Below are 21365 nucleotides of genomic sequence, written 5' to 3'. Positions count from 1 at the left end.
GAATGAGTTTAGCGCAAACACTTAAGAGATACATCAGATTATATGCTCTTTTCATAAAAAACTCGGTAATTGCACAAATGGAGTATAGAACAAATTTCATCACTGGATTACTGGTTGAGACGGCATATTTATTTGCCAAGTGCTTGTATGTAATCGTAGTGTATCAGACTGATTTGCATATCGGCTCCATCGGTCCTGATCAAATATTGATGTTTATCGGGACATATACATTTTTAACAGGGATCTATTGGGGTCTGTTTGGAATTAACTTCATTAAATTGCCGGAGCACATCCGAAATGGTACGCTTGAGCTGCTAATGACGAAGCCGATTTCACTGCAATTTCTGGTTACCCTTAGGCATGTTGATATGGGTCTGGCATTACCTAACATTATCGGTGGAATTACAATGATTGTCATATCATGGAATAAAGTAAATCTGGATGTTAATTTCTACACCGTGGGCGGATTTATTTTCTTTATTATCATTGGAGTAATCATTACCTATTTCTTGTTCCTGATTCCGCAAATTTTATCGTTTTGGTTTGTCAAAACCTCAGCCATTGATGATGTTTCCAATTCACTATGGGACTTTAATAACATGCCTATGACGTTATATCCTAAATGGGCACATTTTATTGGAATGTATCTTATCCCGATTTTTATCATCACCAATTTCGGACCGCTCTTTTTATATGATGAACTGAAAGTCTCAGATGTTTTCTGGGCAGCCGGTGTTCCATTTATTTTGATATCCTCGATGAGATTAATGTGGAATAAAGGATTGCGTAATTATAGCAGTGCAAGCAGCTAAGCCGGCTCGAAATCAACTTAGAACGAAGCTATTGAGCATATTTAATGATCAGATAATTTCAAATGGTCCTCAAATTTTTAGTTCTCAGAACTCAACTTTCCCAGCAAGAAATTGGCAAACAAGTCTTAATATAGCTTGGCAAAGCCGACATCCATTGCTAGAGTTGAAACGCTGGATCAGAGCCGAGAGCTTTTGCTTACCTTCGGGTGATTTCGTTGATTCTTTCCCAGTTCATAAATATTAAGGCTTATTTTGCCATGGAGACGATAGACACCTGTTTGGTGTCTTATTGCGTTCCATGGTTTTTTTGTGCCTGTAGGAGGAGATAAAGTGGGATCCGGTAGATATTAGTCGTGCAGCTGAGCAGGATGTACTTACTGAGTTGCCTTCAGAGATGCTCCCGCTTCATGGATGATGAAGTTCATGTCAATGTATCGGGTGGGGTAGATAGTATCGCAACGGCGCTTGTAGCCCTTCGCGGCTATCATATTAATCAAGCTTGTCCATATGCGTGTCGATGGAGATCCAGAAGATAAGACTAAAAGACAATTGTTTGATTGGCCGCAGAACGATGGATACCTTCAGTACTTAAGCGAAAAACTTGATCTTCCATTTATATGGGGTGATTTAAGTTTAGAAGAGAGAATTCGGAGGTGTTCGAATCCCCCTTGCTCCCATCAGAAAGACCAGCTACAAGAGCGGGTCTTTCGCTATTCATATAGCTAAGTTGTTGACAAATTGTAGACATGAGATTTAAGCCATTGACCTTTCCACTAACCAATCAAAGGGGCCTTTTTTGCGAAACAAGAAATAATATACATGGGTCTGTGAAGTTTACAATAGTAATCTAATCATTGAACGTCTAGCATTAAGTAAAATGGAGCGACGCATTAGGCGGATAAGGCGTACTACGGGTTGTTTATATTATTCTCGCATAATTTTTTCAAAATGGAGAGTTTATGAAAAAGACTATTGTTTGTGTAATAACGATACTTATATTATTCTCAGGATTCGCAACACAAAGTTATGCGTCGTTGTCAGATACGCAATCTGCGGCAATACACGCGTTGCTGGATGATGCCCGTCGTATATCAGGTGTGCCGGGAATGTCAATCTCGATACTTGCTGATGATGAAATGTTCTACTTTTCTTCCGGGTATGCAGACCGTGAAAGCGGGTTGTCTGCAAGTGAAAATACACTATATGAGTTGGCTTCGGTCAGTAAAGCTTATACCGGCATGGGTATTCTGCTGTTGGAGGAGCAAGGGCTGCTGTCAATGACTGACACTGTCCAAAAATATTTACCTTGGTTTACGTTAAAGTATCAAGGGAAACCTGTTGATATGCAAAGCCTTACACTCAATAACTTTCTTCACCATACTAGCGGCCTAACAAATGGTAGGCATTCTCAAAATATTCCACAAGGCAATACACCAGATTTGCTGCATAAGACTGTGGAAATGCTGGTAGATGCTGAGTTGGCGTTCCCTCCCGGTGAACAGTATAGCTATGGAACCGTTAATTATGACGTATTGGGTTTGGTTATTGAGATTGTGTCGGGACAAAGCTATGAAGACTTTATGAGGGAACAGGTATTTCAGCCGTTAAGTCTTCACCAGACGTATGTTTATAAAGAAGATGCTCAAGCCACCGGACAGTTGGCACAGGGCTACCGTTCTTCCTTTTTTATGACAACTCCATATAACGCGCCGGATTATTCCGGGAATAAACCCGCAGGCTACATCATTTCTTGTACAAAAGATATGGCGCGTTGGATGGGCATACAGATGGGTATTGTGAAGGACATACCTGAAATATTCCATACGGTTATCGAAAAGTCACATCAGGGTGATATGTCTGTTCCGGCTGTCAACGAAATGTATTATGCGGCGGGCTGGACGGTAAACGCCAACCAAACGATTATAGAGCACCCAGGGGGAAATCCCAATTTTGGAACCGAAGTGGTCATACTGCCAAATGAACGAACAGCCGTCTGCTTGCTGACCAACGGCGCAAATATCAATAGAAGCATGGTACTAAAAGTTAAAGATATATTAGACGGCAATCTAACGCAGTCATATGAAATAAGCGGCACACAGCTTTTGGACATTATTTTATCGTCTACCACAATTATTCTTTGCCTATTGGCCGTTCTGTTCTTTCTCTTAGGATTACGCAGAAGGAAAACGAATGAGCGGCAGGCAATGACAAAAAAGCGAATAATCGTAACAGCTATTTTGTTGATTGCTACGATTGCCCTGTGTATAATGTGCTGTGCATTAGATTGGTCAACGATACTTATTTGGCAAACATATAGTGTTCTTACAGCCTTGATTTCGTCAGCATTATTAACAGCGAGCATTACATGGTTTGTATACACTCACCGATATAATGCCTCGCTCCGAAAATAAGCATTTTGTTCGTTCGCCTTATTGGTAAAATGCGTATAGCGTATTTTGTTTGATACAGCGGAAAGTAGAGTTACGAATAACACAGGAAGAATTAACCTATAAATAAGCATATAAAGTTCAAGCAGAGATACCACTTGAACATTTCTTTTGTTGAATTACTTGCACAATCCTTGATGATTCAAGTACATGGTATGTTATCATTTGCCGAAGGGACTTGAAATTCCAGAGAGATTTACAAAGCTTTCTGTCACGGCTTTAACATGGGCTATTTTCCCGGAGCCGCAATGTGATTTACAAAAACTATTCGTACGAATATATACCGAGTGGTTTCCGATATCTGGATACCAGTAAAGAAAAAGTAACGATTGCGCTAACTGATAACGATAATTGAACAAAGCGAGAAAAAGAAAGGGCCATCAAAAGAGGATGGCCCTAAAACTTGCCGTTTGCGAGCATGTAGTTATCGATATGCACCAAATTTTTCAAAAACGATTTTAAGCTAACAGGCAGGTTAGTGAAACCACATAGTTTTCTCTAACGTATAATCATTATTCAAATTTTTCCAACAGGGCTCATACGGAGGTGAACTTGACTGGAGCATTTTTATGACTTGGTTCAATTGGCATTCTCGATCGCTCTCATCTATTCCTTAGTGTCAATTCCATTCACCTATATTTCTTCACAAGAGATACACTGGGGTTATGAAATTGCTCCAGCAGTTTCAACTTGGTTTGTGGCTGTCAGACTGTCGCAACCGAGCAGCATTCAGCGGTGGATAGTACGTACCGCCAGACGAAGAGAAGCACCTGATGAAGAAGACCATAGTCCTTCCCCACATTGATATTTCATACTTTCAATTAGGGAGGACAACGATGAAAAAGATTTTGTTGCTTCAAAAATGGGCCAAGCCCATTCTCGTCATGTTGATTGGAGTTATTCCGATCATTGTGCTCAGCGGGTGTTCGACAGCATCCCAATCAAACTCGATTAATGCCGATACATCAGGGATATTTAATCACTTTTTTATCTATCCATTTTCGATCTTGATCAAATTCTTCGCGAATGTATTTCACGGAAACTACGGATTATCGATCGTGCTGCTGACTTTCATCATCAGACTTGCGATCATGCCGCTCATGATGAATCAAACCAAAAAACAAATGGACATGAAAGAAAAGATGGCGCTCCTCCAGCCGGAGTTAACTGCACTTAAGGAGAAGTATAAGAACGACGCCAGTGCGGATGGAAAAAAACAAGAGCAAGTCGAGATGATGCAGCTCTACCAGAAGCATCAATTTAATCCCTTAAACATAGGGTGTTTGCCGATGCTTCTCCAATGGCCGATCACCCTCGCATTTTACTACGCCATTCGTCGTACCCCAGAGATTGCAGCTCATGATTTCCTGTGGTTTAGCTTAGGGACAACAGATATGATTTTGCCGCTTATTGCCGCTGCGGTGTATTACGTTCAGTTCCGCGTGTCTCAATCCGTTTCAGCGCAGTATCAGCAAAATCAAAATAACCAAATGGCTTTCATCGGATTGTTGTCACCGGTCATGATGGGTGTATTTTCTTTTCAGATGCCTGCCGCGTTACCATTATATTGGGCGGTTGGCGGTATATTCATTATCGTGCAAATGATCATACTCAATAAAATGTACACGAAGCCGAATGTAGCGGGTAAAAACCTACCAACCGGTGTAGAAGATTTATAAAATTGAACCAGAAAAATGAAAGGGCCATCCACAAAAGGATGGCCCTAAAACTTGCCGGTACAGACAGCGCCGTGATCCGAATCATAAGTAGGTGCAAGTTTTTATAAATAGAGCATTTAATAGGTTATAATGTATTGATTTAATAAGGTCAGGGAAGATACAGTGATACTATGATTTAATACGACTAGGGGGCATCTTACATTTTGTACTCATTTCCACCAAGAATAGATAAAGCAGCATTGCAACTTGAGGATTTTAACTCAATAGTCTTACTCGGAGCGAATGGATCAGGTAAAACTATATCCATGGATACGTAATAAAATACGATTTTTAACCACAACACTGATTTTCTGGATCAGTGTTGTGGTGTACTTGAAATGGTGTATTTCATTCTGTTGGTGGACATTAGCATAGTCCCATAAGAGGCGGGGCAGAGTGCGGGTTTTCTGTTTTAAGTGACCAGTTTCTTGTGCGACAAAGATGCCCTCCGACACGACGACAATTGTAAGAGCAATAACATATACCTAATGGAATCCGCGCTGGTCGCGTTAAGGGAATCCATTCTTTTGTCGGCTACCTTGCAGCCTTCTTTTTAAGTGTCCTTGACAAGGAGGCCAGATTATTTAGTTATGGCGGCGGATGTTCATCCAAACATACCGATCATATGAATGACTTTTTTAAGATTTGATGTCCATTCCAAAAATTGTAGATAAGAAGTTGGAATATTTGAGGGCGATTTTAGCTTTTGACGATTTATTAAGGTTCCATCTTTTTATATAAAGGAGGGAGAGTGCTGCTCGACAAATGGGAGAACACTTAAATTCGAAATGTCGGAGTCTTTGCTGCTATCTTCGGGAGACAGCATTCCGCATTTGCCGGGGGTGAACCAATTGAACATGGAATTAAAACACGAAGAGAACAGCCTGATACGCAATGTCTACAGCCTGAATATTATCCGTGGGCTACCGATTGAAGGGAATGGTCAAATAGGGTTACACGCAGGTTCCGTTACGGCCAGTTCGTCGCAACCTGCCACCAATTATGTCTCGGCCAATGTTGTGGACGGCGCCCCTGCGCCGCAGTGGTTTGCGGACAGCGCAGACACCCCCGACTGGGAAAGGCAGGCTGTATCCTTGGCGTCTGCCGCGGGACCATTTCATGCCAGGCGATAAAGTTACGTGGGCGGATGTGGTGACGGTACTGCTGAGAATGTTGAATCTTAGGGAGTTGAATCGATTATGAAAGCTTTAATTATTTCGGATATTCACAGCAACGTCAAAACACTGGAATCGATCCACAAGGTAGAATCCGACTGTGACGTGATTTATTGCGCGGGAGATCTTGTAGACTACGGGCCTTTCCCGCGGGAAGTTATCGAATGGGTGCATAAGAACGATGCGAATTGTGTTCGCGGTAACCATGACGACATTATTATCGACCTGTACCGAAACGGCAATAGCGGTCACGATGTGGCGGAGGATGAGATCAAGTGGGCGCATTACAATGCAAGGCTGCTCGGCGAAGCGGAAATTTCCTTCCTCGAAAGCATACCGGTCTACCGCACATTCGAGATGGACGGCTATAGCTATACAATGCAGCATCTGTACGAAAACTATTTGACGATTGACAGCTTGCCTAAGTACGATGCTTTCTGGGCGGAACGCAACGTCAGGACAATTGGAGCCGAAGAAGATCGCCGCATTATTTTCGGACATACACATCGCAGATGCATTCATTATTTGAGTGACGACAGTTTGTGGCTGAATCCGGGAAGCGTGTCCTACCGCCGTCGCGACGATCCGTCGAAAGAAGCGCATTATTTCACGATTACCGATGGCAAAATAGCGATGAAAAGTCTCGTCTATGACCGCACGCCTTTGCTCGAAGCGGCACAAAAGTTGCTGTTGAAAGAAGAAGAGATGAAGGTTGCGTACTTCTTTTTCGGGTAAGCTGGCGGGAGAGCAGGCAACAACAATGGGGACGTATCCACGATTTGGTGTCGGGATACGTCCTTTCTCATTTATTGTACACCGGCAGGTTGCGATTTACAGCTTGCAAGGCGGTAATTCCCGCTCATTTTGCACCTCAGTTTACATTTTTATGATTGCTTCATTTTTTTACACTATGGCATGGGAAACGTATCTTTCATAATAGAGGTTGTGAAGTTGCGGATATGATCCTGCAGAGGCTGCGGATCATATCCGCCTATTCTATAGGAAGCAGGTGGGAAAATGACTACTATTTATTGGGTATCGAGTAGCGACGAGTTGGCGGCAGCCATTGGCCGGGCAGAACCTGGTTCTTCGATTTTGTTGGCAGACGGCGTTTACGAACGGAATGAAGACTATATTATTGAAGGCAAAGTAGGATCGGACACCGCAAAATTAAGCATTCGCGCTGTAAATAAAGGAAAAGCGACGATCGCTGGAGAATCAAGTATACGCATCTTGAACTCTGCTTATGTAGAGGTATGGGGACTGCATTTCCAGGTCGAGCAGCGCGAATCTATCATTCTGGACGGTTCGCGGCATGTGAGGATTGCGCGCAATAGATTTGAGCCGCGACAGGTTGGGGCGGAGTATAGCCTGCTGTCAGTGCTGGGAAGCGGCAGCGGCTGGAACCGGATCGAACGCAACGAGTTCGGGCCAAAAGCCGACCTCGGACCGCTCGTTGTTTTTGATGGCGATGGTGAACAAATCTCACAGCATGATGTCATTGAATATAATTATTTTCATCATATAGGCCCGCGTGTCGTCAATGGGCTTGAAGCGATCCGGCTCGGCCTGTCCGGCATCTCTCTCTCGAACGGCTATATTACAATTCAACACAACCTGTTTGAAAATTGCGACGGAGAGCCCGAGATTATTTCGGTAAAAAGCTGCTATAATACCGTTCGGTACAACACGTTCCTTAACTCCGCCGGCCAAGTGACAGCGCGTCACGGACATGGAAATCGCTTTCATAATAATGTATTTATCGGCGATGGCGTGAAGGAAGAAATGGGCGGATTTCGCATTTACGGCAACGACCATCACATTTTTGATAATTATATGGAAAACTTGACGTTGGATGCGCTGCTCATTGACGGCGGCAACTACGATGGCGGACTGGACGGCTATCCCGAGACGCCGACGCAGGAGGAACTTAGGAAACATTGGCGCGTCTATCGCGCCAATGTAGTGAATAATACGATTGTCAATTGTCGTCACGGCATTACGCTCGGCAAGCGGATTCCTTATGCGCCGGAGCAATGTGTAATCGCTTACAACCGGATATTCAGCAAGGAGCAGCCGGCCATCTATGAATACCGGCCGTCTCCGGCGGTTTGTATTAACAATTATAATGCGGATGTCGCGGATATTCGTTATCCGGCTATTCTGACAAGGATTGACGTCGGTCCCGACTCCGACTAAAGCTAACATGGAGGAGAACCTATGGCCCAAACTCGAAACCGGTGGACAATCTATCTGAAGCAGCTCCGGCATAAAAATCGCAGCGTATACATGACCTGGATGCTTTCCTACGTCTCGGTGCTGCTCGTGCCCATTCTGATCAGCGGCGTTATATACGGCGCGACGCTGAACGTTGTAAAGGCTGAAATTAACCGTGCCAACCAATCTATTCTTCTTCAGATGGAGCAAGCCATAGATAGCCAGTTCAAAGGAATCGAGAATCTAAGCCTCGAGGTGAGCCTCAACAGGCGAATCGCAGCATTTATTTCGGCCGATACCAATCTGTCTGATTCGGACCACTACGATATATACCAAATCACTAAAGATTTGCGCGTATACGAAATCGCAAACGATTTTCTTGAAGGCATTTATATTTACTACAAAAATAGCGATACGGTCATCGCCCGCAACAACCGTATGAACATCGAAGCGTTATACGACCATATTCGCCTTGAAGAGCATATGCCGTTCCAGTCGTTACGAGAATATTTTGACCGATGGTACATTAAAGGCTATCACTCCGTTGTTGTGTCTGAAGAGAATGAGTGGCGGCCTACGGTCATGTATGCCCAAAATGTGAACTCAACAATCATGAATCAACCTGGAGCTGTCTTGCTGTTCATGATTGACCGCAGCAAGCTGCTAGAGCAAGCTTCGGTGCCTGAGAAAGGTACGATCTTTATTCTGGATGAAGACAACCGGTTCATTGCGTCTACGGGCGAGTCGCTGTCGGAACCTGCTCTACTATACGGCGATATGTCGGAAGAATCGGGACAACTTGAGATCGAGACTGCCGGTCGACGGCTTGTTGCATCCTACACAACCTCATCCATTACGGGATGGAAATATGTGATGACGCTGCCGGCGAACGTATATCACCAGAAGATGAACGTGGTAGAGCAATTGACGATCGCCAGCATCTTGCTTTGCCTTATTGTTGGCGGTGGCGTGACGTATTGGCTCCTCAAACGGAACTACCTGCCGATCCATGCGCTGATCCAGAGTTTGTCATTCAAGGCGGGTTTTACCTTTGATCGCGGCTCCAATGAATACTCCTTTCTTGAGCAGGCGCTGAGTAGCACCTTCCATGAGAAGGAGGAGCTTCATTACAAGCTGAATCAGCATAACAATACACTCAGATCGCACTTTTTGCAGCGGCTGCTGAAGGGGCAACTCGACAGCCATATTCCGTTGCACGAATCGTTCTCAGCCTATGATCTGCGTTTCCCGCTGGGCGGATTTTCTGTTATTTTGCTGCGCATCGAGCACTTCGGCAAGTTCCATCGGAAGGAAGAGGATCAGGTCCATAATAAGCGGTTGCTGCACTTCCTGATCGCCAACGTGGTCGAGGAGGTCGCGCGAAAGTCAGTAAACGCCTATGCGGTAGAGCTGGACCAGGAGTTGCTCGCCTGCATCGTCAACCATCAGCTTGCATCGCCGACGGAGCAGCGGGGGGAGCTGGGGCACATTGCGGAAGAAACGATGTCGTTTATCTCCAATCATGCCCATGTCCAGTTGACCGCAGCCATCAGCGCGCAACAGGAGGGCGAATATGGCATCTTCCAGGCGTTCCAGGAAGCGATCGAGGCGATGGAATACCGTATCATTGTAGGTAGCGGGGGCGTTATTCATTATGGGGACCTGAGCGGCAACGACAACCTAATGGCTGCTCCAGGTGGTTATTTTTATCCGCTCAAGGCCGAGCAGCAATTGATCGTTATGGTTCGCGAAGGGCAGCTCGATAAGGCGAAAGCGTTCGTCGGGGAGATCATTCAGAAGAATGTGACGACGGAGCCGTTTCCTTTTCATACTGCCAAATGTCTCATTTTCGATCTAATGGCTACGCTGCAAAAAGTAATCGGCGAAATCCGCATCGCGGGCAAGCCGGATATGCCTGACGGAGTGCGCGCCATCGAACGCCTGATGCAATGCCAGACGGTAGGGGAGATGCGCAGCCAGCTTTACGATATGCTAGAGCTTTTGTGCGGCTACGTTAATAATAACCGCGAATACTGCAGCAATCCGCTAATCGATAAGGTCATGAAATATGTCAACGAGTATTACCAGGACGAGAACCTGAACATTTCGATGATCGGGGAAGCCTTCTCCATGACGCCGTCGTATGTTTCCAAACTATTCAAGGAACTTGCCGGCGAATCTCTGCTCGATTATATTAACAAGACGCGGCTGGCGCAGGCCAAATTGCTGCTTATCAGCGGGAAATATACGGTCAGCGAAATATCGCTGAAGGTTGGTTACAACGATGTGAATACCTTCCACCGCATATTCAAAAAATTTGAAGGGATAACGCCCGGGCGCTACAGGGAAGTCAAGTAGCTCTAGGGCTTTTCTTTTCAAGAAAAAGTGGCAAACATGCGGTTTTGTTACCCTCATTTTTGAGAAATTGCAGTATATTTTAGGTTTTAATGATGGCTTGCGGCACCGGATTAACGTTATGTTGAAAGCGTATTCAAACCAACTTATTCGGGACGAAAAGAACGGAGGGCACAATGGCGAAAAATCGCAACGACAAGACTCAAAAAAGGCTGCAGCTCACACTGGGGATCGCAATGGTACTTTCATTGTTGTTAACCGCATGCTCCAGTAATGGGGGCTCCGGAAACAAGAATAAGACAGAGCCGACTCAAAGCGCCGTCAGCAATAAGGGCGGCGATGGCGTAAGCAAAGGCAACGAGGGATCGGATATGCCGGTGTATCCACTGGATACGAAAGATACTTTCTCCTACTGGGCTCCAATCAACGGAAACCTGATTACATTTACAACGAATCTGGCGGAAGCGCCGATCGGGAAGGCGATTGCAGAAGCTACCGGCGTGAAAGTGAACTACATCCACCCGACCGAAGGTCAAGCTGAAGAGCAGTTTAATTTGTTGCTGGCTTCCAGCAAGCTGCCGGATGTGCTGGAGTACGACTGGAGTATTTATCCGGGTGGACCGGAAAAGGCGATTTCAGACGGGGTTATCGTACCGCTAAACGATTTGATCGACCAATATGCGCCTAACCTGAAGAAGATGCTGGAAGCTAATCCAGAGCTGGATAAAATGGTAAAAACCGACAGTGGCCAATATTACATCTTCCCGATGGTGCGAAACGAGGAAGGGTTAGTCTTCCGCGGACCCATGCTGCGCAAAGATTGGTTGCATGAGCTAGGGCTGCAATTGCCTGTAACGGTAGATGATTGGCATAAGGTTCTGACGGCGTTCAAAGAGAAAAAAGGCGCCGTAGCTCCGCTAACGGCGCTATACGCGAACAAAATGAATTTGCAGGACGCGTTCTTCAACGCATACAAAACGTCGCACGGCTTCTATATTGACGACCAAGGCAAAGTGAGATACGGTCCGTTAGATCCGCAATACAAGGATGTTATGACGTTGTTCCGCCAGTGGTATTCCGAAGGGCTGATTGATAAAGACTTCCCGATCGTCGAGCGCGACACGCTGGATAAGCGGCTTCTGAACGGCGAGTCCGGCGCGACTGTTTTCCTGCTGGGCGGCGGCATGGGCAAATGGCTGGAGTCCGGCAAAGCCCAAAATCCGGCTTTTGATCTTGTAGCAGCTCCTTATCCGGTATTGAAAGCAGGCGAAAAACCGTTCACCGGACAGCGCGATTTCAAATATAACCCTAAAGCAAGCGCGGCCGTGACGACATCGGCGAAAGACCTGGAAACGATCGTAAAATGGCTGGACTTCGCATTTAGCGAACAAGGTACCATGATGTACAACTTCGGCGTTGAAGGCGAAAGCTACACGATGGACAACGGCGTTCCGAAATTTACCGATATGATCGTAAAAAACGATAAGTACACTTCACAGCAGATGTTGGCGCAGTATACGGTTCCGAACGGTCCATTTCCGATGCATGAGCAAAAAACGACCAACACGTTCCCACAACAGGACGAGGCGGTCAAGATTTGGTCGGAGACCGATGCGGCGAAACATATTTTGCCCGCGTTCATTACGCCTACTGTAGATGAGAGCAAGAAGGTAGCGCAGACGATGACGGCAATCAACACGTATCTGGAAGAAATGTTCATCAAATTTGTAATGGGCAACGAGCCGCTCGACAAGTTCGACAGCTTTGTGAAGCAGCTGGAAGATATGGGGATTCGCGATGTAATCGACATCTATCAAGGCGCCTTGGATCGCTACAACAACAGATAACTCCATGTATCGTCCCACGGTTGGCTGCAGGCTGCCGTGGGGCAAGGGAATGGTGCAGCCATCCCCTGCCGATAATGCTGGATTTGGATAGGAGGAGTAGGAGATGGCTCAATTGAAGCTGGGACGCAGCAAAGTCACGCATGCCGGTCGTCTGCCGCTTAATATTGCGAAAGACATGGTTAAGAACAAGTATTTGTACATGATGCTTACTCCTGTTTTGTTATATTTCATTATTTTTCATTATTTCCCGATGTACGGTTCGATTATTGCGTTCAAGGATTTTAACCCCCGGCTTGGAATTGGGGGCAGCGCGTGGGTAGGACTTGAGCATTTCAAAGACTTTTTTGGCGGGATGTATTTTTGGCGGGTGTTAAAAAACACTCTGATGATTAGCTTGTACGATCTCATTTTCGGTTTTCCCGCTCCGCTTATTCTCGCCTTGTTGCTTAATGAGGTGAAAAATGCGCTGTTCAAGCGTTCGGTTCAGACGATTACTTATTTGCCGCATTTTATTTCGCTTGTCATTATTTGCGGCATGATCAAGGATTTTACGAGCAGTGACGGCGTCATTAACGATATTATCGCATTTTTCGGCGGTGAGCGGGTTACGATGCTGCTGGAGCCGTCTTTTTTCCGGACAATCTTCGTTTCGTCGAATATTTGGCAGCATATAGGCTGGGGTACAATTATTTATTTAGCCGCGCTGTCTGCGATCGATCTCGAGCAATATGAAGCTTGCAAGATCGACGGGGGTGGACGCTGGAAGCAGATGCTTCATATTACTCTACCCGGTCTGCTTCCCGTTTTCGTTATATTGCTCATCCTGAACATTGGCCGAATTATGAGCGTTGGCTTCGAGAAAATTATTCTGTTGTACAACCCGACCACTTATGTGTCAGCGGATGTCATTTCCTCGTATGTGTACCGGATCGGGCTTCAAGATTTTCAATTCAGTTTCAGCTCCGCTGTCGGATTGTTCAACTCCGTGATTAACTTCGCGCTTGTTATCGGCTCCAACTGGATAAGCCGGAAGTTGAACAATACGGGTTTGTGGTAGAGGAGGGTTCGCATGCGAGTAAGCTTGGGTGAACATATATTCAGGATTTGCAATACGCTGTTTTTGTCCGCACTCATGATTGTAACAATGTACCCAATTCTATACGTGGCATTTGCTTCATTCAGCGAACCAGCGCTGATGATGGCGCATAAGGGCATTCTTTGGAAGCCGCTGGGCTTCTCGCTTGAAACATATGGGGCGGTATTCAGCAACCCGATGATCCTGCTCGGCTACCGCAACACGTTATTTATTGTCATTGTAGGCGTGGCTCTCAATTTGCTGCTTACTTCCTTTGCCGCATACGCCTTGTCCAGAAAAACGTTGCAATATCGCAAGCAGCTTACGTTGATTATCGTGTTTACCATGTTTTTCAGCGGTGGATTAATTCCGTTCTACTTGCTGGTCAGAGGGTTGGGCATTACGGACACACTGTGGGCGCTGATCCTGCCTACCGCAATAAGCGCATTTAACCTCATTATCATGCGAACATCGTTCGAGGCAGTGCCGGATGCGCTGGAAGAGTCGGCCAAGATCGACGGCGCCAACGACTTTGGCATTCTGTTCCGCATCTTCCTGCCGCTATGCAAGCCCGTGCTTGCAGTGGTAGGCCTGTATTACGGAGTAAGCCACTGGAACTCCTGGTTTAACGCTATGATCTTCCTTCAGGATCGGTCGCTGTATCCGTTGCAGTTGATCCTGCGAGAAATTTTGATTATTGGCGAGGCAACCTCCATGGCGGAAGGAGCCTCCCAGGATGAGATTATCATATTGGGCGAGACATTGAAATACGCCACGATTATGGTAGCGACCCTTCCGATTTTTCTGGTCTATCCGCTATTACAAAAATATTTCGTGAAAGGCGCCTTGATCGGTGCCATTAAAGGTTAGGAGAAGGGGTGGAATTCAGAGATGAGCAATGAAAATGTGAAACTGAAACCATCAGAGCTGACGGCTTGGTGGGATAAAGTGAAGATTAAAGTTGATCATATGATCGAAGCGGGCTGGACAGAAGCACCGCATGTTTCGGCGGCGGGCAAATATGACCAGATCAAAGTGGATCAGTGGATTTCAGGCTTCTGGCCGGGCATTCTGTGGATTCTGTACGATATGACCGGCGAGCAACGTTATCGGGAGGAGGCGGAGCCTTGGGACGAACGCATGGAGCAATGTTACTTGCGGGACAACCATTTCCACCACGATGTTGGCTTTCAGTTCCTGCCGACATCGGTTATCCGCTACAAGCTGACCGGCGATCCGGACGCTCGGCGGCGCGGGCTGTTCGCCGCCAACTATCTGGCGGGCAGGTACAACCCGGCAGGACAGTTCATTCGAGCCTGGCCCCGCAACCAGACGGGTTGGTCGATCATCGATTCGATGATGAATTTGCCGCTTCTGTTCTGGGCGAGTGAAGAAAGCGATGATCCGCGCTTCAAGCATATTGCGGTCGCCCATGCAGATATGGTGCTTCGCTCATTCATCCGAGGCGACGGCTCGGTGCATCATATCGTTATCTTCGATCCGGAGACGGGCGAAGTGGAGCGTTCTGACGGCGGACAGGGCTTCGCACCGCAATCGTCCTGGTCGCGGGGCCAAGCTTGGGCACTCTACGGGATGAGCTGCGCTTACCGCTTTACGGGAGAAGCGCGTTACTTGAATGCGGCGAAGGGGGTGGCGCATTATTTCATCAGCGCGTTGGCGGAAGACGATGTGCCGCATTGGGATTTCCGTGCGGCGACCGACTTGACGGACGAGCCGCGCGACACCTCAGCGGCGAGCTGCGCAGCATCTGGCTTGATCGATATCGCGTCGCAGGTGGCTCCTGAGGAAGCCGCTTTATATCAGCGCGCGGCCACGCGCATTCTTCGTTCGCTGTCGAACAACTACAGTGCGCTCGACAAGCCGGAGTATGAAGGCATCCTGCTCGGCGCAACCGGTCATAAGCCAGTCAATACCAACATCAACGTATCGCTGATTTACGGCGATTACTATTATATTGAAGCTTTGGCGAAGAGCAAAGGCTGGAGCCAGCATGTTTTTTAAGCGGGATCAAAGGCCGTAATCATGAAGCCGGGAGGACAGGAAGCTCCTCCCGGCTTCCGTATTCTTGAGAGGAGGTGCCGGACGGAACGAAGGGAATGATTCAATAACCATCATTTCATAATGGAAAGGATGAAAATGAATTATGGGAACCAAAAGTATGACGTGCATTATTATGATCTGTATGCTGTTTGCGTTAATGCCAGGAACAGCGAGGGCGGCTGATACGAAGTTCACAATTAGCAGCTCCGACGTAACGGCGAGCGGAGATGACGGCAACGTTCCAGCCAACACGGTGGACGGCGATTTCTTAACACGTTGGTCGGCGAATGGCGATGAGCAATGGATCCAGTACGATTTGGGCGTAAATCGCAAAGTATCTTTCATCAAAATTGCATTTCTGAATGGGTCAAGCCGCACTTCTACTTTTGATATTTTGACGTCTACGGACGGTTCCACCTTTACGACCGTCAGCAGCGGAGTTGTGAGCAGCCTTGTGGAAGGTCTGCAAACGTTCGATTTTCCGGATGTCGATTCTACCCGCTATGTGAGGATCGTTGGGCACGGCAATTCCTCCAACCTGTGGAATAGCTATTCTGAAGTTGAACTCTACGGCACCGCGAGCGGATCTCCGCCAGGCGCAAGCAAGTTGGCGATTACCGTGCCACAACTTATGGCCAGCGGAGATGACGGCAATATCGTCGCGTATACAATCGACGGCGATCTTAACACGCGCTGGTCAGCGAGTGGCGAGGGGGAGTGGGTCCAATACGACCTTGGATCGAGCAAGCGGGTGGAATACGTGAAGATCGCCTTCACCAACGGGGCGGAGCGAACTTCCGCTTTTGATATCCAGACTTCATATGATGGCTTCAACTTCAGTACAGTGCTTTCGGGAGCGGTCAGCAGTCTGAGCAACAGCTTGCAGACGTTTGATTTTGCCGATGTTGCCCCCGTCCGCTACGTTCGTATTGTTGGCCACGGCAACTCGGTGAACGCCTGGAACAGCTTTGCCGAGGTCGAAATTTATGGTAGCGATTCAAGCGGCAGCGGTAGCGAAGGGACGGTCGTCGAAGTTAGCACTTCCACGCAGTTAGCTGCCGAGCTTGCAACCGCTACGGCGGGTAAAACGATTGTGTTGGCAAACGGCACGTATTCGCGCACAAGCCCGTTTGCTGTTCAGAACAAAAACGGCACTGCCAACGCGCCAATCGTCATTAAAGCGAAAAACCGCGGTCAGGCTATCATCTCGGGAGCGTCAGGCTTCCGCGTCGAGAAATCCTCGCATGTGGTGCTGGACGGATTAAAGTTTACGAACACAAGCAATGCTGCAGTGGTGTTGGAAGGCTCGCACCATGTGCGACTGACCCGTAATACGTTTGCGCTTCCAAGCTCGGGGAGCGGCCTGATGTGGCTGCAAGTCCGGGGCACGAACAGCCATCATAACCGCATCGACCGGAACGACTTCGGACTGAAGAGCGACACCGAACCGCTGATCGCTTACGAAGGACAGGACGGCTCAGGGCAAATTTCGCAATACGATATTATTGAATACAACTATTTCCATGATGTAGGCCCATGGGTAGCTAACGGCAAAGAGACAATTCGTCTCGGCTTGTCGGGTCTTACGCTCTCCCACGGCTATAATACGATACAATACAATGTATTTCAGAATTGCGATGGAGAGCCAGAAATCGTATCGGTCAAGAGCAGCAGCAATTCGGTGCGCTTCAATACATTCCGCACGTCCAAGGGCAGCCTGACGCTGCGGCATGGCCATAACAACAGCGTATATGGAAACTTCTTCCTCGGGGACGGCGTGGAGTCAGATCAGGAAGGCATCCGGATGTTCGGCAATGACCATAAGATTTATAACAACTACTTTGAGAATTTGACTGGCGAAGCAATCTACTTGCCTAACGGCGACTTCGACGGCGGTACTGGAGGCTCCCCTCCAAGTCCGACGGTCGAAGAATTGCGCAAACAATGGAAAGTTTACCGGGCGCTTATCGTCAACAATACGATTGTAAACAGCAAAACCGGTATCGTCATCGGCTCGGGCAAAGCGTATGCTCCGCAGGATTCCGTCGTGGCGAACAATATCGTATACAACAGCACCGGCACGCTTTATTACGAGGCGGCGACAACGAATACGCTGTTCCAAGGCAACATCGGGTTTGGCAGCACTATTAGCAACATATCGCGCAGCTCGGAGCAGATCCGAAATATCAATCCGCTGCTGACTGCGGTGAACGGCATTCAGAAACTATCCGCGAGCAGCCCGGCAATTGATGCAGCTGTGGGGACATACACGTTCGTGCTGGCGGATATGGACGGTCAAATGCGGGCGACAGCAGATGTGGGGGCGGACGAATATTCCGGCGCGCCTCTACTGAATCGCCCGCTAGCGGCCGACGATGTGGGGCTGAATACGCCTTAGGATCGATATATGTGCAAGCATGCCGGCGGTTGGCTCGCCGGCATGACTTTGTCGATCCATTGATGTATGGAGCAGTCCTGTTATTCACTTCATTTGGAAGGATGGGAGACCATGATTCACAGCAATTATGGAGCAGCGGGAAAAAACGAGGTGACTGTACGTGCATACTAGCTCAATGTTGCCGGCTCCGCGTGGCGGCGGTTTCCGTATGGAAGGTTATTGGGTATGGTGCGGTTCCGTCGTGCAGGGCGAGGACGGCAAATTCCATATGTTTGCCTCGCGCTGGCCGAAGACACTGCCGATGCATCCCGGCTGGATGACGGCTTCAGAGATTGTCAGGGCAGACTCGGATACCCCCGAGGGACCGTACCGATTCTGCGAGGTGGCGCTTCCGGCGAGGGGAGCGGAATATTGGGACGGACGCTGCACGCACAACCCCCATATCGTCAAGCACAACAACAAATATTTGCTTTATTATACGGGTTCGACCCATCCGCTAAGCGATCCAGAGCCGCCCGGGAATTTCGGGTTAACCGATCCTCAATGCATCGTGGCGCGGGCGAACAAACGAGTAGGTCTGGCTATAGCGGACAGCGTTTTGGGCCCGTGGCGCAGAGCGGACGAACCGATATTGCCAACACGTCCCGGCCGATTCGATAGCTTTCTGACCTCCAATCCGGCTCCGTGTGTCCGGGAGGACGGTTCCGTGCTGCTGATCTACAAGGCACGTCGCTATGAAGGCAACCTACATGGCGGCATGACGATTGGCGTCGCGTATGCGGATCACTACGGGGGGGCGTACCGAGTGCTGAACGACGAACCGGTATTTCCTCCAGAGTCGTTCCATATCGAAGATCCGTTCATCTGGCAAACAGCCGAAGGATACCATTTGATCGCCAAAGATATGGAAGGGCATCTATGCGGTGAAAAATACGGCGGCATCTACGCCGGGTCGCCGGACGGGTTGAAATGGGGCTTACATGGACAGCCGCAAAGCTATTCCCGGACGGTGCGTTGGGATGACGGCACGGTGCAGACGCTGGGCAATCTGGAGCGGCCGTTCCTGTTGTTCCAGAACGGCAAGCCGACTCATTTGTTCGCGGCCGTCTCGGACGGCAGTGATGGTTTTATGGACGCTACCGATACGTGGAACATGGTTATACCTTTGAAGCAATGATTCACGGGGGCTGTGGCCAAATTATATTTGAGGCGAAACCTATACAATTCATTTAAGCGAAACATTCTTTCACAGGGAAATATTTAAAATAATCATGGCTTTTCTGATTGAATCAGACTGTTCAAGCACTAAACACTTGATATGATAGTCCGACTTACGTAAGAATATCAAATCAGATTAAAAATTGTTTAAACCTAGCCACCTTGCGTACTAAAAGCGGGTGGTTTTTTATTTCAGACAACTTATTATTTTTATCGAGGAAAACAGGGGCGTATAATGTGTAACAATATATACAAATGTCGGATGACAAATACGAATGCCCATATCAAAATGAAAGTGTTAAACACAACATTCAATCAATGAGATTAACTCATCCTTGGAGGTATCTGATAGAGCACCATGTATCTAATTTTCAGTATTTGATCCAAAATACTTGACTATGACGTTAGGTCATAGTGCATAATTCTCACTATAAACGACTAGGAGTGAGAGATATGAACATAATAACATTGCGTTCAGACCACATTTATCAAAAAGTTGCCCAAGCTTCGCCCGAGGAAAAACTTGAATTATTCAGAAATGAAATGATGGCTCCCTTTATGAAACAATGGCAAATTCAACAGATCCCTTTTAGAGCTGAAGAGGCGAATGGTTTTGACGTTGTTACGTTTAATAGTATAATGCATCGATCCCCTGATCAGATTACCCAGCAGATTTCACCTGAGGTAGAGTTGATTTCGTCAGATTCTTTTTGGTTGGAGTGTGAGCACGCGGTAAGAAGAAGCCTCCGTCTATTTATAGAACATGAAATAAGTCTCCCCGTATCCGAATATTTGTTTACCATTCAACTAGGGAATCCGGAAAGTAGTGCCTTAACAATAAACGAAGGATATAGCGGTTTTGGGGGCATTCCCGGGTTTATTTGGGGTACACTCTTGCCAAATGAGTACACGATTTCTCGAATGAAGGCTGCGCTGGCGCACGAATGCAACCATAATGTGCGATATCAATTTATTCAGTGGGATCACACCGTTAATCTGGGCGAGCTCATTGTAAGTGAAGGATTAGCTGAAAACTATGCTACGTTCATGTTTGGCGAAGAATTGCTCGGTCCTTGGGTAACGAAAACAAATGCAGACACACTTAACAGGCGCATAAAGCCTGTCCTTAGAGAGCAATTGCAATTAACAGGGTTTGATAAATTTGCTCCGTATCTTTACGGTGACGAGATCGCCAAACTTCAAAACTTTGAACCGGTCAATATGCCTTATAGTGCTGGCTACGCTTGCGGATATTATTTAATCCAATATTTTTTAAGAAAAACAGGAAGAACGATCTTTGAGGCCACAATAACACCTGCTGCTCAAATACTAGACGAAGTAAAAGGATTTTGGGATGAAGAAACCATTATTAGCTGTTAAAGATATTGTTCAGATTACAGGCATTACAAGCCGGACCTTGCATTATTACGATAGGATTGATTTATTTAAACCGACACATCTGACGGAAAAAGGGTATCGCTTATATGATCGAAGCAGTTTGGAAAAACTTCAAACGATTTTGTTCTTAAAGGAAATGGATTTTTCCTTGAAAGAAATTGCGGACATTTTAAAGCTGAACAGGCAAGAACAGAAACAAATATTAAAGAAGCAAAGTCAAACCTTATTATCGAAAAAACAAAGACTAGAAACCATCATGGTAGCTCTCGAAGAATACGTTTCGGGGAATCATATTAGTCAATTGCAAATCTTCAACAGTTCTTCCGTTTTGCCCTTAAAAGAACAATATGCAAATGAGGCGAGATTCATTTATGGTGAAACAGAAGCGTATAATGTGTTTAATGAAACGTTGGATAAACTATCACAAGATGAAAAAGATGAACGTTTTCAATCGATGGAGGAAGTATTCATGCAAATTGCGTCTTGTGTCAATCAGCAACCTTCCTCCGATGAAGTTCAGCGATTAATCGAGGAGTGGAAAAAAATTCTAATGCAATTCATGCCATGTGATACAGAGCTACTGGCTTGCATTGCCGATACTTACAAATTCGATGCACGATTCAATAACTACTTTAATCAATATA

At 46.9% G+C, this 21365-nt stretch carries 18 protein-coding genes; all 18 read left to right on the top strand.

From position 1 onward, the window contains the following. Positions 1 to 2: 2 nt before the first annotated feature. Positions 3 to 812, top strand: a complete 810-nt coding sequence (locus UQ64_RS11065; protein ID WP_060623521.1) for an ABC transporter permease — start codon at positions 3 to 5, stop codon at positions 810 to 812. 407 nt (positions 813 to 1219) lie between these two features. Further along, complete coding sequence (locus UQ64_RS32550; protein ID WP_280818181.1) at positions 1220 to 1348, top strand: hypothetical protein; 129 nt, start codon at positions 1220 to 1222, stop codon at positions 1346 to 1348. Between the two features lie 423 nt (positions 1349 to 1771). Then, positions 1772 to 3223, top strand: a complete 1452-nt coding sequence (locus UQ64_RS11060; protein ID WP_060623520.1) for a serine hydrolase domain-containing protein — start codon at positions 1772 to 1774, stop codon at positions 3221 to 3223. Positions 3224 to 3409: 186 nt separating this feature from the next. After that, positions 3410 to 3574 carry a hypothetical protein gene (locus tag UQ64_RS30000; RefSeq protein WP_425339584.1) on the top strand — a complete coding sequence of 55 codons (165 nt, stop codon included), beginning with the start codon at positions 3410 to 3412 and terminating at the stop codon, positions 3572 to 3574. A 301-nt stretch (positions 3575 to 3875) separates the two neighbouring features. Then, a complete protein-coding gene (locus UQ64_RS31615) occupies positions 3876 to 4064 on the top strand; it encodes a hypothetical protein (protein WP_209445751.1) in 189 nt (62 codons plus the stop codon). Between the two features lie 31 nt (positions 4065 to 4095). Continuing rightward, positions 4096 to 4938 carry a membrane protein insertase YidC gene (gene yidC / locus UQ64_RS11055; RefSeq protein ID WP_060623519.1) on the top strand — a complete coding sequence of 281 codons (843 nt, stop codon included), beginning with the start codon at positions 4096 to 4098 and terminating at the stop codon, positions 4936 to 4938. 827 nt (positions 4939 to 5765) lie between these two features. Further along, positions 5766 to 6110: a hypothetical protein gene (locus tag UQ64_RS11050; RefSeq protein ID WP_209445750.1), complete on the top strand. Its 345-nt coding sequence runs from the start codon at positions 5766 to 5768 to the stop codon at positions 6108 to 6110. 66 nt (positions 6111 to 6176) lie between these two features. After that, the gene (locus UQ64_RS11045; protein ID WP_060623517.1) at positions 6177 to 6887 is read left to right on the top strand and encodes a metallophosphoesterase family protein; all 711 of its coding nucleotides are present in this window, start codon (positions 6177 to 6179) and stop codon (positions 6885 to 6887) included. A gap of 282 nt (positions 6888 to 7169) precedes the next feature. Then, positions 7170 to 8351: a polysaccharide lyase 6 family protein gene (locus UQ64_RS11040; RefSeq protein WP_060623516.1), complete on the top strand. Its 1182-nt coding sequence runs from the start codon at positions 7170 to 7172 to the stop codon at positions 8349 to 8351. Between the two features lie 21 nt (positions 8352 to 8372). Continuing rightward, entirely contained in the window at positions 8373 to 10727 is a 2355-nt protein-coding gene (locus tag UQ64_RS11035; protein ID WP_060623515.1) for an AraC family transcriptional regulator, read from the top strand. 173 nt (positions 10728 to 10900) lie between these two features. Beyond that, positions 10901 to 12571, top strand: coding sequence for a type 2 periplasmic-binding domain-containing protein (locus tag UQ64_RS11030; protein ID WP_060623514.1), 1671 nt, complete (start codon positions 10901 to 10903; stop codon positions 12569 to 12571). 103 nt (positions 12572 to 12674) lie between these two features. Beyond that, entirely contained in the window at positions 12675 to 13628 is a 954-nt protein-coding gene (locus UQ64_RS11025; protein ID WP_060623513.1) for an ABC transporter permease, read from the top strand. Between the two features lie 12 nt (positions 13629 to 13640). Then, positions 13641 to 14516, top strand: coding sequence for a carbohydrate ABC transporter permease (locus tag UQ64_RS11020; protein WP_060623512.1), 876 nt, complete (start codon positions 13641 to 13643; stop codon positions 14514 to 14516). Positions 14517 to 14537: 21 nt separating this feature from the next. After that, positions 14538 to 15668, top strand: a complete 1131-nt coding sequence (locus UQ64_RS11015) for a glycoside hydrolase family 88 protein (protein ID WP_060623511.1) — start codon at positions 14538 to 14540, stop codon at positions 15666 to 15668. Positions 15669 to 15810: 142 nt separating this feature from the next. Then, positions 15811 to 18105 (top strand): chondroitinase-B domain-containing protein, encoded by a 2295-nt coding sequence (locus tag UQ64_RS11010; RefSeq protein ID WP_060623510.1) that lies wholly within the window; start codon positions 15811 to 15813, stop codon positions 18103 to 18105. A gap of 208 nt (positions 18106 to 18313) precedes the next feature. Further along, on the top strand, positions 18314 to 19282 hold the full coding sequence (locus UQ64_RS11005; protein ID WP_245237924.1) for a glycoside hydrolase family protein: 969 nt from the start codon (positions 18314 to 18316) through the stop codon (positions 19280 to 19282). 494 nt (positions 19283 to 19776) lie between these two features. Then, positions 19777 to 20703 carry a DUF2268 domain-containing putative Zn-dependent protease gene (locus UQ64_RS11000; RefSeq protein ID WP_060623509.1) on the top strand — a complete coding sequence of 309 codons (927 nt, stop codon included), beginning with the start codon at positions 19777 to 19779 and terminating at the stop codon, positions 20701 to 20703. After that, positions 20678 to 21365: MerR family transcriptional regulator (locus tag UQ64_RS10995; RefSeq protein WP_156417531.1), on the top strand; the 688-nt coding region annotated here is incomplete at its 3' end. The genes UQ64_RS11000 and UQ64_RS10995, both read left to right, overlap by 26 nt.

This window comes from Paenibacillus etheri, from assembly GCF_001012825.1.
Taxonomy (GTDB): Bacteria; Bacillota; Bacilli; order Paenibacillales; family Paenibacillaceae; genus Paenibacillus_AQ; species Paenibacillus_AQ etheri.
This window is presented reverse-complemented; position numbering and strand designations above follow the sequence as displayed.

Bases quoted from the DNA above. Each gene is read 5' to 3' on its own strand.
- UQ64_RS11000 (WP_060623509.1), top strand. From the start codon at position 19,777: ATGAACATAATAACATTGCGTTCAGACCACATTTATCAAAAAGTTGCC.
- UQ64_RS11050 (WP_209445750.1), top strand. From the start codon at position 5,766: ATGTCGGAGTCTTTGCTGCTATCTTCGGGAGACAGCATTCCGCATTTG.
- UQ64_RS11020 (WP_060623512.1), top strand. From the start codon at position 13,641: ATGCGAGTAAGCTTGGGTGAACATATATTCAGGATTTGCAATACGCTG.
- UQ64_RS11015 (WP_060623511.1), top strand. From the start codon at position 14,538: ATGAGCAATGAAAATGTGAAACTGAAACCATCAGAGCTGACGGCTTGG.
- UQ64_RS11045 (WP_060623517.1), top strand. From the start codon at position 6,177: ATGAAAGCTTTAATTATTTCGGATATTCACAGCAACGTCAAAACACTG.
- UQ64_RS32550 (WP_280818181.1), top strand. From the start codon at position 1,220: ATGGATGATGAAGTTCATGTCAATGTATCGGGTGGGGTAGATAGTATC.
- UQ64_RS11030 (WP_060623514.1), top strand. From the start codon at position 10,901: ATGGCGAAAAATCGCAACGACAAGACTCAAAAAAGGCTGCAGCTCACA.
- UQ64_RS30000 (WP_425339584.1), top strand. From the start codon at position 3,410: ATGGTATGTTATCATTTGCCGAAGGGACTTGAAATTCCAGAGAGATTT.
- yidC (WP_060623519.1), top strand. From the start codon at position 4,096: ATGAAAAAGATTTTGTTGCTTCAAAAATGGGCCAAGCCCATTCTCGTC.
- UQ64_RS11035 (WP_060623515.1), top strand. From the start codon at position 8,373: ATGGCCCAAACTCGAAACCGGTGGACAATCTATCTGAAGCAGCTCCGG.
- UQ64_RS11025 (WP_060623513.1), top strand. From the start codon at position 12,675: ATGGCTCAATTGAAGCTGGGACGCAGCAAAGTCACGCATGCCGGTCGT.
- UQ64_RS11065 (WP_060623521.1), top strand. From the start codon at position 3: ATGAGTTTAGCGCAAACACTTAAGAGATACATCAGATTATATGCTCTT.
- UQ64_RS11010 (WP_060623510.1), top strand. From the start codon at position 15,811: ATGGGAACCAAAAGTATGACGTGCATTATTATGATCTGTATGCTGTTT.
- UQ64_RS11060 (WP_060623520.1), top strand. From the start codon at position 1,772: ATGAAAAAGACTATTGTTTGTGTAATAACGATACTTATATTATTCTCA.
- UQ64_RS11005 (WP_245237924.1), top strand. From the start codon at position 18,314: ATGGAAGGTTATTGGGTATGGTGCGGTTCCGTCGTGCAGGGCGAGGAC.
- UQ64_RS11040 (WP_060623516.1), top strand. From the start codon at position 7,170: ATGACTACTATTTATTGGGTATCGAGTAGCGACGAGTTGGCGGCAGCC.